Here is a 12,749-nt window from a genome sequence, read left to right as displayed (position 1 = left end):
AAGGAGTTCGCCATGGCAGTAACCGTTTCCATCCCGACAATCCTGCGTACGTACACCGACGGCAACAAGCGGGTCGAGTCCAGCGGGGCGACGCTCGGTGAGTTGATCGACAACCTCGATGCCAGCCACGAGGGGCTCAAGGACCGGCTGATCGCGTCCGGCAAACTCCACCGCTTCGTCAACGTCTACGTCAACGACGAGGACGTTCGTTTCTCCGGCGGCCTGGACACCTCCGTGGCGGACGGCGATGAGGTCACCATCCTGCCCGCGGTCGCCGGCGGCTGACCGTAACTCGATGACCCGTTACGAATCGCTGATCGACTCTGTCGGTGGCACCCCGCTCATCGGGTTGCAACGGCTGTCGCCGCGCTGGCACGCCGATGACAGCGGGCCGGCGATCCGGCTGTGGGCCAAGCTGGAGGACCGCAACCCGACCGGGTCGATCAAGGATCGACCGGCGTTGCGCATGATCGAGCAGGCCGAGACCGACGGCGCCCTCAAGCCGGGGGACACCATCCTGGAACCGACCAGCGGCAACACCGGCATCTCGCTCGCGATGGCCGCAAAACTCAAGGGCTACAAGCTCATCTGCGTGATGCCCGAGAACACGTCGATCGAACGACGTCAGCTGCTGACCATGTTCGGGGCGGAGATCATCTCCTCACCCGCGGCCGGCGGGTCGAACAAGGCCGTGGCGATGGCGAAGGAACTCGCGGTGGACAACCCCGATTGGGTGATGCTCTACCAATACGGCAATCCTGCGAATGCGCTCGCGCATTACGAGGGCACCGGTCCCGAGATCGTCGCCGACCTGCCGGAAATCACCCATTTTGTTGCCGGACTCGGCACCACCGGCACTCTGATGGGTGTCGGACGGTACCTGCGCGAGGCCCAGCCCGAAGTCCAGATCGTGGCCGCCGAACCGCGTTACGGCGACGAGGTCTACGGACTTCGCAACATCGATGAGGGTTTTGTGCCCGAGTTGTACGACGAGACGATCCTGTCGATGCGGTATTCGGTCGACAGCCACAACGCCGTTCGCCGCGTCCGGGAGCTTATCGAGAGCGAAGGGATCTTCGCCGGTATCTCGACCGGAGCTATTCTGCACGCTGCCCTCGGCGTTGCGCGCAAGGCCGACAAGGCCGGTGAACGCGCAGACATCGCCTTTGTCGTGTGTGATGCCGGATGGAAGTATCTGTCGACGGGGGTCTACGAAGGTAGCCTCGACGAAGCAGGTGAAGGGCTCGAAGGCCATCTCTGGGCCTGATCATCGGACATCGATCGGAGACACATGACCGGATCACTCGGCCCGTACGGCGGTGCCGGTGGCGGACTCACGCCATCGGGGTCCGCCGAGGCCAAGCGAACTTCCTGGCCGTTGTGGCTGCGGTCCGCGGTTGTCATCGTCGCGTTGACCGCCCTGCTGTACGTCGTCGAGGCGATCGACGCGGTGAGCGATCATGACCTGGACAGCGCGGGTATCGAGTCGCGTGAGACGGACGGTCTCTCCGGCATCGTGTTCTCGCCGTTCCTGCACGATGGGTGGGAACACCTGCTGGCCAACACGATTCCCGGGATGGTGCTCGGCTTCCTGGTTCTGATGGCCAAGCGGTTCATCGTCACCACACTCATCGTGTGGGTTGTGTCCGGTCTGGGCGTCTGGCTCTTCTCGCCGACGGATGTCGTCACGGTCGGTGCTTCGGGCATCATCTTCGGCTGGCTCACCTACATCCTGGTTCGCGGGTTGTTCAACCGCGACATCTGGCAGATCTTGCTGGGCGTGGTGGTGTTCTTCGTATACGGCGGTGTGCTGTGGGGTGTGGTCCCCACCGACGGCCGCGTCTCCTGGCAGGGCCACCTCTTCGGGGCGATCGGCGGAGTGCTGGCCGCGTGGTATCTCTCCGGCAAGGACCGTAAACGCGATCACGCCACCGCTCCGACTCCTTACGGCGCCAACGGCTTCGGGAACAATCGGGGCACAGCCCTGTGAGCGCGGATGTGGACGCGCCGATCGGTATCTTCGATTCGGGGGTGGGCGGTCTCACAGTGGCGCGTGCGGTGATCGACCAGCTGCCGTCCGAGAACATCATCTACATCGGCGACACCGCCAACGGGCCCTACGGGCCGTTGACCATTCCCCAGATCCGCGCTCATGCACTCGCCATCGGTGACGAGTTGGTCGATCGCGGTGTCAAGGCTCTTGTCATCGCCTGCAACACCGCATCGGCCGCCTGCCTGCGTGATGCGCGCGAGCGCTACCGTGTGCCCGTCATCGAGGTCGTGCTGCCCGCCGTTCGCCGTGCGGTGGCGGCAACGCGATCGGGCCGCATCGGTGTCATCGGCACCGAGGCCACCATCGCGTCTCGTGCCTATGAGGACTCTTTCGCCGCTGCCCAGAACGCGGTGATCACCTCGGTGCCCTGCCCACGCTTCGTCGACTTCGTCGAACGGGGGATCACCAGCGGTCGGCAGGTTCTCGGCCTCGCCCAGGGATACCTCGAGCCGCTGGCCCAGGCGGGCGTCGACACGGTGGTGCTCGGCTGCACGCACTATCCGATGCTGTCGGGTGTCATTCAGCTGGCCGTGGGTGACGAGGTCACCCTTGTCTCGAGCGCGGAAGAAACCGCCAAAGATGTGTTGCGGGTGCTGACATCCACCGACCTCTTGCGGCCACCGTCCGACGTGCCCGCCGACCGCGTTTTTCAGGCCACCGGTGATCCAGAGATGTTCGCCCGGCTGGCCACACGTTTTCTCGGCCCGGCCATCGGCGCAGTTCAACACGCCTGATCGGCCGTCCGCCGACGGCAAGGTGAGCCGGCGTGGCAGCATGGCTGCATGCGTTTGACCGTGCTGGGTTGTTCGGGCAGTTTGGCGGGCCCGGATTCGCCGGCGTCCGGATATCTGCTGACGGTTCCTGGCGGCCAGCCGGTGGTGATGGACTTCGGCCCCGGTGTCCTGGGTTCGTTGCAGCAGCATGCCGACCCCAACGAGGTCGCGGTGATGCTGAGCCATCTGCACGCCGACCATTGCCTTGATCTGCCCGGTCTGCTGGTGTGGCGCCGCTACAACCCGATTCCCGCCATCGGCAGGGGAACACTCATCGGACCTCCCGGAACAGCGGCCCGGATCGGCGCTGCATCATCGGAGTACCCGGGGAAGATCGACGACATCAGCGACACCTTCGAAGTGTCCACATGGACCGACCAGGAGGAGATCGAACTGGGCGGGATGAGGATCCTGGCCCGGAAGGTGAACCATCCACCTTCGACGTTCGGACTTCGGATCACCGGCCCAGGTGGCGAGGTACTGGCCTACAGCGGCGACACCGGCGTGTGCGATGAGCTCATCGAACTCGCCCAGGGCGCAGATGTGTTCCTCTGTGAGGCGTCGTGGACCCACGATCCGGAGAACAGGCCGCCGAACCTGCATTTGTCCGGCAGGGAGGCAGGCGAGGCCGCGGCCAAGGCCGGCGTCAAGAGCCTTGCCCTGACCCATCTTCCACCGTGGACGTGGCCCGACGACATGCTTGCCGAGGCCCGCGAGGTGTACGACGGCCCGATCCGCGTTGTGCGTCGCGACGAGCAGATCGATATCGGCTGACGAACTTCCGGATGCTCGGACGAGATATCGGGCACCCGCCCACGGTGCCAGGTGGTGTCGATAGGGTGTCGGTGTGAGTAGACGCGCTGATGGCCGAGTAGACGACGAACTGCGGAAGGTCACCATCACCCGCGGATTCACCAACCACCCCGCCGGATCTGTGTTGGTGGAATTCGGACAGACCCGGGTGATGTGTACGGCCAGCGTCACCGAGGGCGTTCCGCGGTGGCGGCGCGGCTCGGGACTGGGCTGGCTGACCGCGGAGTACGCGATGTTGCCCGCCGCCACCCACGATCGGTCCGACCGCGAGTCGGTGAAGGGCAAGGTCGGCGGACGCACCCAGGAGATCAGTCGCTTGATCGGCCGGTCGCTGCGTGCATGTATCGACCTGGCGGCGTTGGGGGAGAACACCATTGCCCTCGACTGTGATGTGCTCCAGGCTGACGGCGGCACCCGCACCGCAGCGATCACAGGCGCATACGTCGCGCTCTGCGACGCGGTCACCTATCTCAACGCCGCGGGCAAGCTGGCCGACCCCCAACCGATCTCGTGCGCGATCGCCGCGGTGAGTGTCGGCGTGGTGGATGGCCGGGTGCGGATCGACCTTCCGTACGAGGAGGATTCGCGCGCCGAGGTGGACATGAACGTGGTCGCCACCGACACCGGCACCCTCGTCGAGATCCAGGGCACGGGCGAAGGTGCGACCTTCCCGCGATCGACCCTCGACCGCCTTCTCGACATGGCGATGCTCGGTACCGAGAAGATCTTCCAGGTCCAGCGCGAGGCTCTGGCCCTGCCGTACCCCGGCACGTTGCCCGAACCCGAGGTGTCCGGCAAGCGCAAGGCTTTCGGTAGCTGATGGCTCAGCGCCCGCTGGTCGCCAGCCGTAACAGCAAGAAGCTCGCCGAACTCAGACGAGTCCTCGAGCGTGCGGGCATCAGCGGTCTGGAGGTCGTCGGTCTCGACGAGGTGCCTGCGTACGACGAGGCACCCGAGACCGGCGCCACGTTCGAAGAGAATGCCCTCGCCAAGGCTCGGGACGGGTTTGCCGCCACCGGATTGGCCTGCATCGCAGACGATTCGGGCATCGAGGTGGATGCCCTGCGCGGTATGCCCGGCGTGTTGTCCGCCCGGTGGTCGGGGCGCCACGGCGACGACGAGGCGAACACCTCGCTGCTGCTCGGCCAGATGCGCGACGTACCCGCCGAGCGCCGAGGCGGGGCTTTTGTCTCCGCGTGCGCACTGGTGACGGCTACCGGGGAGGTGGTGGTCCGCGGCGAATGGCGTGGCCGCATCATCGATGCGCCCCTGGGCGACAACGGTTTCGGCTACGACCCCGTTTTTGTACCCGATGACGAGGCGGCGGGCGGACGGACAGCGGCCGAGCTGTCTGCATCCGAGAAAGACGCGCTCAGCCACCGCGGTCGTGCACTGACACAACTCGTGCCCGCTCTGCAGGAACTGGCACGGAGCTAGCCGCTCCTGGCCGGGCCTCAGACCCCGAACTGTGCCTTGATCTCTTGGGTGCGCTTGTGTTCCACCCAGAACGACAGGAACGGGATGGTGCCGGCGATCAGGGTGTAGACGGCCTTGCCCAGGGGCCAACGGACCTTGATGCCGAGGTCGATGGCCATGATGAGGTACACGAAGTACACCCAACCGTGAACGATCGGCACGAAGTCGAGCGCGTCTACGTCGAAGCCGTATTTGAGGACCAGTTCGGCCACGAGGAGCAGCAACCAGAGGCCGGTGACCCACGCCATCACCCGGTACCGAAGCAACGCGCCTTTGATCTTGCTCGGCGTCGCCGTGGTTGCAGGCGCGGTCTGTTCGGCCGGGGTCTCGGTCACTGATTGCTCCGTTGCGTGTTGTTCGTGTGCGGGTCGGTGTCGACCATCTCGGGGTCGGGATTGGTCTGGCGCGGGTTGTTGCCCGCGAGTTCAGCGAGTATCTGGTTGTACTCGGCCAGCTGGCCGCTCTCAGGGCTGTCGTCCGCTGGGGGACTGGCCGGTGCGGGCCGAGGCGGCAGGACTCCGTCTGGAATCTCCGTCATGCCCTTGTTCGATTGCAGCTTCAAGACTTCGACGGGGTCCGACTCGAGCACCACAAATCGGCGGTATGCGTAGACCACGAATACGGCGAAGGCCGGCCACTGGAGTGCGTACCCCAGGTTCTGGCCAGTACCCGAGCTCGATTCGAAGCGATCCCACTGCCACCACGCCAGCGCGAGACATGCCAGCGCGGCGACGATCACCAGCACGATGAGTGCTGGTCGATGCCGGTGCTTGATGGGAGCCATATCTTGACGGTACCTAAGTACTGCAACGCGCTGGTCAGCCGGTACGCTGTGCTCTGCACGCGCGAGTGGCGGAATTGGCAGACGCGCTGGATTTAGGTTCCAGTGTCTACGGACGTGGGGGTTCAAGTCCCCCCTCGCGCACCATTCGAACATCGAGATTGGGGCCGTTTCTGGTGCCTCACCTGCAGTCGAACGTCCGTGATGCGCGAGTCGCTGTGAGTGTGTTCGAGCCGCTTTCCGTCGCGGATGTGGGCAATTTGTGGGCACGGTCGCGAGGTCTTGTCAGACCCCTGACCTACAGTCGTCGCGTTGGGTAAGGCAGGGAAGGCTGGACCCCAACGACAAAAACGCCCCCCGGCTGTCGATTCAGGCCGGGGGGTGTTTGTCTGTGAATCACCAGTTTTTGCCGAGGGGATTAGGTTTCGAGCTCGATGAGTTCGAGGATCATGTCAGGATGAAGTAGTCCGCCGTCCTCGCGACCAGGTTGCCCCGGGGCGTCCCCAATGCGCATTCTGACGACGGTTCCCGGGTGCGTCGGATGCTTAGGTTTGGTGTGAATCTGCAAGATTTTGGCCAAGACATTGTGCGCGTCAGTGTGCGTTCCAACGAGTCGACCGAGGTGGTGCCCGGTGAGGTCACCAGCCCGAATGTTTGTATTCGCTACCACGCCCGACGTTACGTTCGGATCGTCGAGATCGATCGCGTCAACGGCGTAGACCTCCACTGACTCGTAGTTCTCCGCCACCTCGTCGACATGTGGGTCGAGGCTGCCAACGTGCCCTCGCAGTCTGTATCGCCAACCGAGCTGTTTGCCGCCGGAAGGCTCGGCAAGAAATCTCGCAGTCGGTTGCCCGTCACTGTCGTAGGACCAGTCAATTTCGTGGACGGTGAGCACTTCGCCCGACTTGTAGATCCTGTCGCCCACCCGAACGCTGAGCACCGGAACGCGGACTGGCTGTTCCATTTCGGTCATTGGGAGAGCAGATCACGGTTCGCAGATTCGATCGAGATGGCACGCTGCGAATCATCCGTTCGAACTACGGGGCATCTTCAGCGTTATGGGCGGGCGCAGTGAACTCGGTTCCCGCTTTACGATGATCCGATGAGCGAACGTAATCCCGACCCGATAGCACGGGCGATCCTGTGGGTACGGGAGAAAGTTTTCACCACCCCGATGCGGACGGAATGCGGAAACTGTCATGCGCCCTACCCGGTGCCGGCGCGTCAGGAGTTCTGTTCGGATGAGTGCGCCGACGACTGGCGATTGAAGGCCGCGTGGTGACATGTGGCAAGTTGCGGAACGCGACCGCCAGGCCGACGATCAGCCAGACCGACGACTGATATTGGGTGATCAGCGCGACCGTCAGAAGGGTGGGGATCTGGCCGATGAGAGCGATCTCGGCTGCGGACCCCTTCGCGATCATCACACGCCAGCCCATCACGGCGAGACCGGATGCAAGCAGTAGGACGACGATCCACCCGAAGTCGATACCAATCAGCAGGGGTGTCGAGTCAATGGACCCATATCCCTTGTAGAGCGATCGGCCGACTGCGTCGATGCCGACACCCTGAGCGTTTCCGATGAGGTTCATGTCGGCCGGGACCTGTTCCCACAGATTCACCCGGTACTGAGACGACGGGTCGAGCTCCTCGCTCAACTGGGAGAAGCGATTGAGCAGTGGTGGTGCGACGAACAGCAGTGCCAGCAGCCCGCCGAAGAGCGTCACGATCCGGGTGGTCGACGACAGCCGAGGCATGAAGACGATGACCAGAATAACCGTGAGAAGCGCCGACAGAATCGGCCCGCGGCTGAGAGTGGCCAGCGTGCCCGCGCCTACGGCGGCGACCATTGGCAGTCTCCACCGGAAGGAACTGGTCATCACGAACGGAATCATCATCGAGAGGAACCCCCCGAGGGCGATCGCGTGACCGAATGACGCCTCGCTGCGGTCGACGCCGCCTCGCTGTTGAATGTCTGCCCAGAACGACAGATTTTCGAGACCGGTTACGTCGACAAAGACGTGCCAGTGGAATAGGTATTCGAGAATTGCCCACACAGCGAGAGCGGTTCCGGCGAATGCGAGAACGTCGGCGACGAATTGACGTCCGACGTGGTACCCCAGCGTGCGAGCAGCAACGTACGCCGTCGCCCACTGAACGGCCATTGCTGTAAATGCGTACGACGGGCTGAACTGCATGGCGACCGCGAGTGCACCGATGACCAGCACCGCCGCAAAGAGGTAGTCCGCACCGACCAAGGTGTCGCGGGGTCGGCATTTGAGTGCTGCGGGTAGCGCGATAAGGATTGCCCAGGTGGCAGGCGGTATCGGGATCGAAGGTAGCTGGACCCAGAACGGTACGAGCGCGATACCTGCGACGACGAACGCGAACGCGACCTTTGGCCGGTTGATCATCGAGGCCGCTAGGCCAGCCGCCACGACGGCTCCGATGCCGATAAGCATCGCGGTCACCCACAGAGATTCCGAAGGTATCACCAGCGGTCCTTTGCGTTGATGTACGTTTCTGCGCAATGGTCTGAACAGAATCGCGCTTTGTCGTACTCCTTTTCCGCTCCGCATTGCTGGCAGAAGTTTGCCCGGCCCATTCGGTCGTGGATTCGCCGCGCAAACTGGCCGACTTTCACAATCGTCGTAGCGATTGGGTCAGCACCCCCGTTATCCATAGGCGTGATGATCCACTACCCCGTGGCGGCCCGCAATCGGGGAGGTTACCGGATGTTGCTGACCCAGTTGTCGCCCGTCTTTACCTGAGCGCCGACCGCAACTGCGCCTTCGACGGCGGTGACGATGCTGGTCCACTTCGCGGGCGGCATGACGTTGCCACCCGATGCAGCCGCACCGGACACGATGTCGTGGATGCACAGAATCAATACACTCTTATCCGCGACGACCTTGTTGATCGCCGCTTGGATGTCAGCGAGAGGCTCGAATCCAGCGTTGCATCGCTGGATCGCATACCGACGAGGGGGGCACGCCGATTCGTTGAGCACCCGAGTCGCAGTGAATGCGGCAGTGAAGTACTCGCGGACCGTGTCCTCGGATGCCTTCGAATGGTTGCCAATCGGCCATGCAAATGTCTTCGCCGAGAACCCGTTCGCGTCGAGCCAAGAGGCCATGCTCTCGATCTCCACGATCCGGCGTTCCGCACTCATCGCAGGCATACCCACACCGTGGGCGGCGGCAGACCAGGCGTGAGCCCCTATCTCCCAGCCGTAGTTGTCGTGCATGCTCTTGGCCCACGGGAGATCCCAGTTCGTCGAACTCTGTGTGACCGGTTGGATCTGGTCGAGGATCGGGTACAAGGTCGCTGGCCATCCGCGTGAGTTCAGGTCTGGCGCACAGATCGTTTTCTGTGTGAGAGACGTGTCATCCATGGTGAAGATGATCGTGGGGCTGACGGTTTGCGGTGGTGCGATCGCTTCGATGCTCGCGATGTGGAGGGTGCCTGCTACACCACTTGGCCCGGTGAAGCCCACTTGGATGCGGGAGATGTCTGTCCAGGTCGGTGCTGTTCCATTCGCACCGAAGTCCGAGAGCGGGATGTCTACGATCTCCCAGCGTCCGGCCTGCCACGGGAAGTTCGACCCTTCCGCGTTGCCGCCGCCCGCGAGGATGGTGTTCTTGTTGAAGTAGGCCGAGAAGTTCGACTTGCCCATGTATAGATCAAGGCTCTGGCCCGCTCCGTACTGGTCGTACTTGAGGTATAGGCGGATCGCGGTTGCCGCGGACAGGTCGACAGCTGTGATGTTCTTGAACAGGCTGGCAGAACCGCCCGACGACAGGGTGACCACTTTCGCCGACTGGCTGCCACGGATGACGTCGGCGGTGTCGTTGAGGTTGCTGTTCGCGGCGTCGAGGCCGGCGCCTTCGAGGCCGAACCCGTGGCCGGCGGTGTAGAAGTACCAGCCCATGATCGTCTTGGTAGTCGACAGCCGGCGTTTCTTGAACTCGGTGGGAGTGACCACTTGAGACTTCAACGGATATTTGCCGTCATACCGGCTGTCCAGGGCGGTCAGCGGATCGTGGCTACTGATGGTGCGCCACGTCTTGGTGCCGCCGACGGTCACTACCTGGAGCGTCCGCAGCGACCCCGACATCCGCAGGACCACCGAGGTTGCTGCGGCGTCGATGATGTCGGACCCAGCACGGCTGACGGTCACCGTGTTCGCGGTGACATCAGCATCATCCTTTTGGATAGCGACGACCGCGCCGTCCGCCAGGCCCGACAGTGCGGGAAGGGTGACCGCGAGGTTACCGGCGGTGGCGTTGTAACGGTTGATCTTGCCGACCACCGGAGGAGTGGTGGTGGTGAGAGCGGCGGTCGAAGTGAGCGGAGCGAGGGCTTTGGCCATGATCGGGATTCCTTAACTGAAGACGAGGGTGCCGTCGCCGGCATCGGTGACGGTGGACGAGCCACCGGAGGTCAGGGTGAGAGTGCCGTCGCCGTTGTCGGTGACCGTCAAGCCGCCACTACCGCCGCCGCCCGATGTGACTGTCCACGCGGCGATCTCTGTCGCATCGAACGATGGACGTGACGTGCCGGAGGTGGTGCGCTTGCCGATCGTGCCGTTCGGGAGGACAACAGGAGCGCCCGCAGAGTAGGTCGTATTCGCCTGCCAGAGCGGGGCATAAGTGTTCGCAAGTCCCGCAATCATCCCGGACACCACCGAGACCCAAGTGGACCCCACCGGCGGCGTCACGGTGGCGGCCTCGATCAGCGGACCGAGGTCGGCGTCTGCGTTGGGCATCTCGATCGTCGCCTGGATCATGCCGACACCGCTGAAGTACTTCGTGCCAGGCCGACCGAACGTGACGAGGACGTCGTACGGCCCGGGCTCGAAGTCGGCGAATGAGCCCGCCCCGGTCGCCGATTCCTGTGTGACGGTGTTGGTCGACACCGTCTTGCCCGGCACCAGGACTGACGGACGCACGGCCGGGGGAGTGAGGCGCACGCGGACACGGGGCGGGTCGCCGCCGTCGCCGTCGCGCCAGCCGTAGTTCAGGGTGGGCATCAGGACTCCTCGGAAGGTAGGACGTGCGCGTTTGCGCGCAGGGCCGGGTTGAGCTGTTCATCGCAGGCGCGTTGCCAGTCGCCACCCCATTGGTCGATCCAGGGCTGCGAGCGGGACATCAGGTACAGCGCATTCGGTTCGGGTGGTGTGCGTTCGACGGTGGTTATGGTCGAACCGTCTGGCAGCAGCCACCACACTTCGCCCCCCGTGATCAGGGTTGCCAACTCGTCGCCGTTGATCGAGTACGTTCCGTCTTCGCCGCGCATCACGGTCCCACCAGAGGCGCGACGGACACCGCTGCCCACGGGACCATGTCGTTGACCCGCTCCAAAGAGGCAAGCGAGATCGAACTCGCGATGCCCGAACGGCCGTTGTTGGTGCGGTAACTCGACGCATCCAGCAGAAGGTCCGGGGGTCGACCGACGCCAGCCTGGGGCATCATCGCGAAGGCACGCGGCCCCTGCGCCAGGCCGGGCGCCACCTGCATGTGCGCCACAAACAGCAACTGACCGGGCGTGCACTGTTGGTCGATTCCCATGTCGATCCATACCTCTTTGAGATCCGTCGCGGCTGGCTGCGCGTCCTTGAGATTCCCTGAGTCCCAAACCTTTTCGAGGTTCCCGTTGGCCGGGTTGTAAACCATCAGGCCCAGGCGATAGTCGTCGATGGACAGGATGGAGCTTTGGGAGCCGACCACCCACCGGATCTTCTCCACCGTGCCAGCCCGGTCAACGATGATCGGGGTGAAATAGACACGGCCCGTTGACGAGAACGCATATGTCTGCGGCAGGAACGTAGGAAACACCACGTCACCGTCGCTGTTGTACTTCACCAGGCTTCCCCGCGGACACGACGCCATGTCCTGGATGTCGGCGATATAGGCAGGGGTGACCGCAAAAGTGGCTGCCACATCTTCGAGTTTGGTGATCGCCTCGGTGTGCGCCTCAACGGTCTCCCATTTGGTGTTGAAGAACTCGAACAAATCCTGGATGCCGTCGATGGCGCCCGCCAGAATGCCGCCACCGTCGCCGCGCAGTGCGGCGAAGAGGTTGCCGAACCAGTAGTTCAAGAGCTGCTCGAGCAGAGTCTCGTCACCTCGCGGCCGACGACCCTTGCCAGGCCTGCTCGGAATCTCGACCGGCATTACGGCATTCCTGCCAGGCGTCCCGAGCCGCCTGCACATAGGTGCGGCTGTCGCCAGGCATGCGCTCGGAACCATAGGCGTTATGGCGCCCGCCAATGAGGTACTTCTTGGCCCACTCGATTGTTCCGAACGCATCCCACCACCGCGCCGGGTCGGGCTGTCGCCGACCAGTCACGCCGTTCGCGATCAGTCGCAGCCCATTGTCGGCTGGGCATGAGCTGATCGGATCGTCAGGTATTGCGAACGAATGCACCGGTACACCAGAGATGAAGCGCTCACCGGCCAGGCCGAAGCGGTTCGTCGGCACGCCACCGTGCGCGATCTGATTGCGGGCCCGGAGCGGATCAGCCAACAGGACAATGCCCTTCAGGTTCTTCGGACGGTCCAGCATGACGTACTCGCCCAGGATGTAGGCGCCCAGTGAGAACCCACTGGCCTTCCATGGGCGCCCGAGCGCATCAATCGACCGCAGAGCTGCACGCCCAATCACCACCGACTCGGGCAGCCTGAGTGTGCCGATGGGCCGGATCTCGGGTCGGAAGTCCAAGTCGATGACATCCGACATGCCTTGGGTGACGCCGGCCAGCATCTGGTTTGGGCCGACCGGCTCACCAGCCCCACGAACTCGCACCGTCAGCATCAGTCGTTCATCCCTTCGGGCTCCTCTGGCAGCT

The 12,749-nt window shown here is 63.8% G+C and carries 16 protein-coding genes and 1 tRNA gene; 8 read left to right on the top strand and 9 right to left on the bottom strand.

Annotated elements, in window-relative coordinates; translation table 11 throughout:
- Positions 1–12 precede the first annotated feature (12 nt).
- From W823_RS48980 to W823_RS48950, 7 genes are all read left to right on the top strand, one after another.
- Positions 13–285, top strand: coding sequence for a MoaD/ThiS family protein (locus W823_RS48980; RefSeq protein ID WP_023960627.1), 273 nt, complete (start codon positions 13–15; stop codon positions 283–285).
- Positions 286–295: 10 nt separating this feature from the next.
- Complete coding sequence (locus W823_RS48975; RefSeq protein ID WP_023960626.1) at positions 296–1,267, top strand: PLP-dependent cysteine synthase family protein; 972 nt, start codon at positions 296–298, stop codon at positions 1,265–1,267.
- A 24-nt stretch (positions 1,268–1,291) separates the two neighbouring features.
- Positions 1,292–1,990, top strand: a complete 699-nt coding sequence (locus W823_RS48970) for a rhomboid family intramembrane serine protease (RefSeq protein ID WP_023960625.1) — start codon at positions 1,292–1,294, stop codon at positions 1,988–1,990.
- Positions 1,987–2,787: a glutamate racemase gene (gene murI, locus W823_RS48965; protein WP_023960624.1), complete on the top strand. Its 801-nt coding sequence runs from the start codon at positions 1,987–1,989 to the stop codon at positions 2,785–2,787. Before W823_RS48970 ends, murI begins: the two co-directional genes overlap by 4 nt.
- Positions 2,788–2,835: 48 nt before the next feature.
- Positions 2,836–3,600, top strand: a complete 765-nt coding sequence (locus W823_RS48960) for a cyclic nucleotide-degrading phosphodiesterase (protein WP_023960623.1) — start codon at positions 2,836–2,838, stop codon at positions 3,598–3,600.
- Positions 3,601–3,673: 73 nt separating this feature from the next.
- Complete coding sequence (gene rph / locus W823_RS48955) at positions 3,674–4,459, top strand: ribonuclease PH (protein ID WP_023960622.1); 786 nt, start codon at positions 3,674–3,676, stop codon at positions 4,457–4,459.
- A complete protein-coding gene (locus W823_RS48950; RefSeq protein WP_023960621.1) occupies positions 4,459–5,076 on the top strand; it encodes a non-canonical purine NTP pyrophosphatase in 618 nt (205 codons plus the stop codon). Before rph ends, W823_RS48950 begins: the two co-directional genes overlap by 1 nt.
- A gap of 17 nt (positions 5,077–5,093) precedes the next feature.
- Here the strand turns inward: W823_RS48950 and W823_RS48945 are convergent, their stop codons facing one another.
- Positions 5,094–5,450, bottom strand: coding sequence for a DUF3817 domain-containing protein (locus W823_RS48945; RefSeq protein ID WP_023960620.1), 357 nt, complete (start codon positions 5,448–5,450; stop codon positions 5,094–5,096).
- On the bottom strand, positions 5,447–5,899 hold the full coding sequence (locus W823_RS48940) for a glucitol operon activator (RefSeq protein WP_023960619.1): 453 nt from the start codon (positions 5,897–5,899) through the stop codon (positions 5,447–5,449). Before W823_RS48940 ends, W823_RS48945 begins: the two co-directional genes overlap by 4 nt.
- A 59-nt stretch (positions 5,900–5,958) precedes the next feature.
- Between W823_RS48940 and W823_RS48935 the strand changes: the two genes are divergently transcribed.
- Positions 5,959–6,043, top strand: a tRNA-Leu gene (locus tag W823_RS48935).
- 271 nt (positions 6,044–6,314) lie between these two features.
- Here W823_RS48935 and W823_RS48930 read toward each other — a convergent pair.
- The 7 genes from W823_RS48930 to W823_RS48905 all read right to left on the bottom strand — a co-directional run bounded on the left by W823_RS48930 (position 6,315) and on the right by W823_RS48905 (position 12,715).
- Complete coding sequence (locus tag W823_RS48930; protein WP_152538124.1) at positions 6,315–6,824, bottom strand: hypothetical protein; 510 nt, start codon at positions 6,822–6,824, stop codon at positions 6,315–6,317.
- A gap of 238 nt (positions 6,825–7,062) precedes the next feature.
- Positions 7,063–8,370 carry a hypothetical protein gene (locus tag W823_RS48925; protein ID WP_152538123.1) on the bottom strand — a complete coding sequence of 436 codons (1,308 nt, stop codon included), beginning with the start codon at positions 8,368–8,370 and terminating at the stop codon, positions 7,063–7,065.
- Positions 8,371–8,627: 257 nt separating this feature from the next.
- A complete protein-coding gene (locus tag W823_RS48920) occupies positions 8,628–10,271 on the bottom strand; it encodes a polysaccharide deacetylase family protein (RefSeq protein ID WP_023960616.1) in 1,644 nt (547 codons plus the stop codon).
- Between the two features lie 12 nt (positions 10,272–10,283).
- On the bottom strand, positions 10,284–10,931 hold the full coding sequence (locus W823_RS48915; protein WP_023960615.1) for a hypothetical protein: 648 nt from the start codon (positions 10,929–10,931) through the stop codon (positions 10,284–10,286).
- Positions 10,931–11,197, bottom strand: coding sequence for a hypothetical protein (locus W823_RS48910; RefSeq protein ID WP_023960614.1), 267 nt, complete (start codon positions 11,195–11,197; stop codon positions 10,931–10,933). Before W823_RS48910 ends, W823_RS48915 begins: the two co-directional genes overlap by 1 nt.
- Positions 11,197–12,075, bottom strand: coding sequence for a hypothetical protein (locus tag W823_RS0130095; protein ID WP_023960613.1), 879 nt, complete (start codon positions 12,073–12,075; stop codon positions 11,197–11,199). Before W823_RS0130095 ends, W823_RS48910 begins: the two co-directional genes overlap by 1 nt.
- On the bottom strand, positions 12,023–12,715 hold the full coding sequence (locus W823_RS48905) for a hypothetical protein (protein WP_023960612.1): 693 nt from the start codon (positions 12,713–12,715) through the stop codon (positions 12,023–12,025). The genes W823_RS0130095 and W823_RS48905 overlap by 53 nt, the downstream gene beginning before the upstream one ends.
- Between the last annotated feature and the right edge of the window lie 34 nt (positions 12,716–12,749).

This window comes from Williamsia sp. D3 (assembly GCF_000506245.1).
GTDB classification, from domain to species: Bacteria; Actinomycetota; Actinomycetes; order Mycobacteriales; family Mycobacteriaceae; genus Williamsia; species Williamsia muralis.
Note: the sequence above shows the minus strand (reverse complement) of the source record. Positions and strands in the feature narration are given on the sequence as shown.

What these genes read in the sequence shown, in the direction of transcription:
- W823_RS48915 (WP_023960615.1), bottom strand. Translation starts at nt 10,931, where the DNA reads ATGCCCACCCTGAACTACGGCTGGCGCGACGGCGACGGCGGCGACCCG.
- W823_RS48960 (WP_023960623.1), top strand. Translation starts at nt 2,836, where the DNA reads ATGCGTTTGACCGTGCTGGGTTGTTCGGGCAGTTTGGCGGGCCCGGAT.
- W823_RS0130095 (WP_023960613.1), bottom strand. Translation starts at nt 12,075, where the DNA reads ATGCCGGTCGAGATTCCGAGCAGGCCTGGCAAGGGTCGTCGGCCGCGA.
- W823_RS48975 (WP_023960626.1), top strand. Translation starts at nt 296, where the DNA reads ATGACCCGTTACGAATCGCTGATCGACTCTGTCGGTGGCACCCCGCTC.
- W823_RS48980 (WP_023960627.1), top strand. Translation starts at nt 13, where the DNA reads ATGGCAGTAACCGTTTCCATCCCGACAATCCTGCGTACGTACACCGAC.
- W823_RS48920 (WP_023960616.1), bottom strand. Translation starts at nt 10,271, where the DNA reads ATGGCCAAAGCCCTCGCTCCGCTCACTTCGACCGCCGCTCTCACCACC.
- W823_RS48950 (WP_023960621.1), top strand. Translation starts at nt 4,459, where the DNA reads ATGGCTCAGCGCCCGCTGGTCGCCAGCCGTAACAGCAAGAAGCTCGCC.
- W823_RS48905 (WP_023960612.1), bottom strand. Translation starts at nt 12,715, where the DNA reads ATGCTGACGGTGCGAGTTCGTGGGGCTGGTGAGCCGGTCGGCCCAAAC.
- W823_RS48940 (WP_023960619.1), bottom strand. Translation starts at nt 5,899, where the DNA reads ATGGCTCCCATCAAGCACCGGCATCGACCAGCACTCATCGTGCTGGTG.
- W823_RS48970 (WP_023960625.1), top strand. Translation starts at nt 1,292, where the DNA reads ATGACCGGATCACTCGGCCCGTACGGCGGTGCCGGTGGCGGACTCACG.
- W823_RS48910 (WP_023960614.1), bottom strand. Translation starts at nt 11,197, where the DNA reads ATGCGCGGCGAAGACGGAACGTACTCGATCAACGGCGACGAGTTGGCA.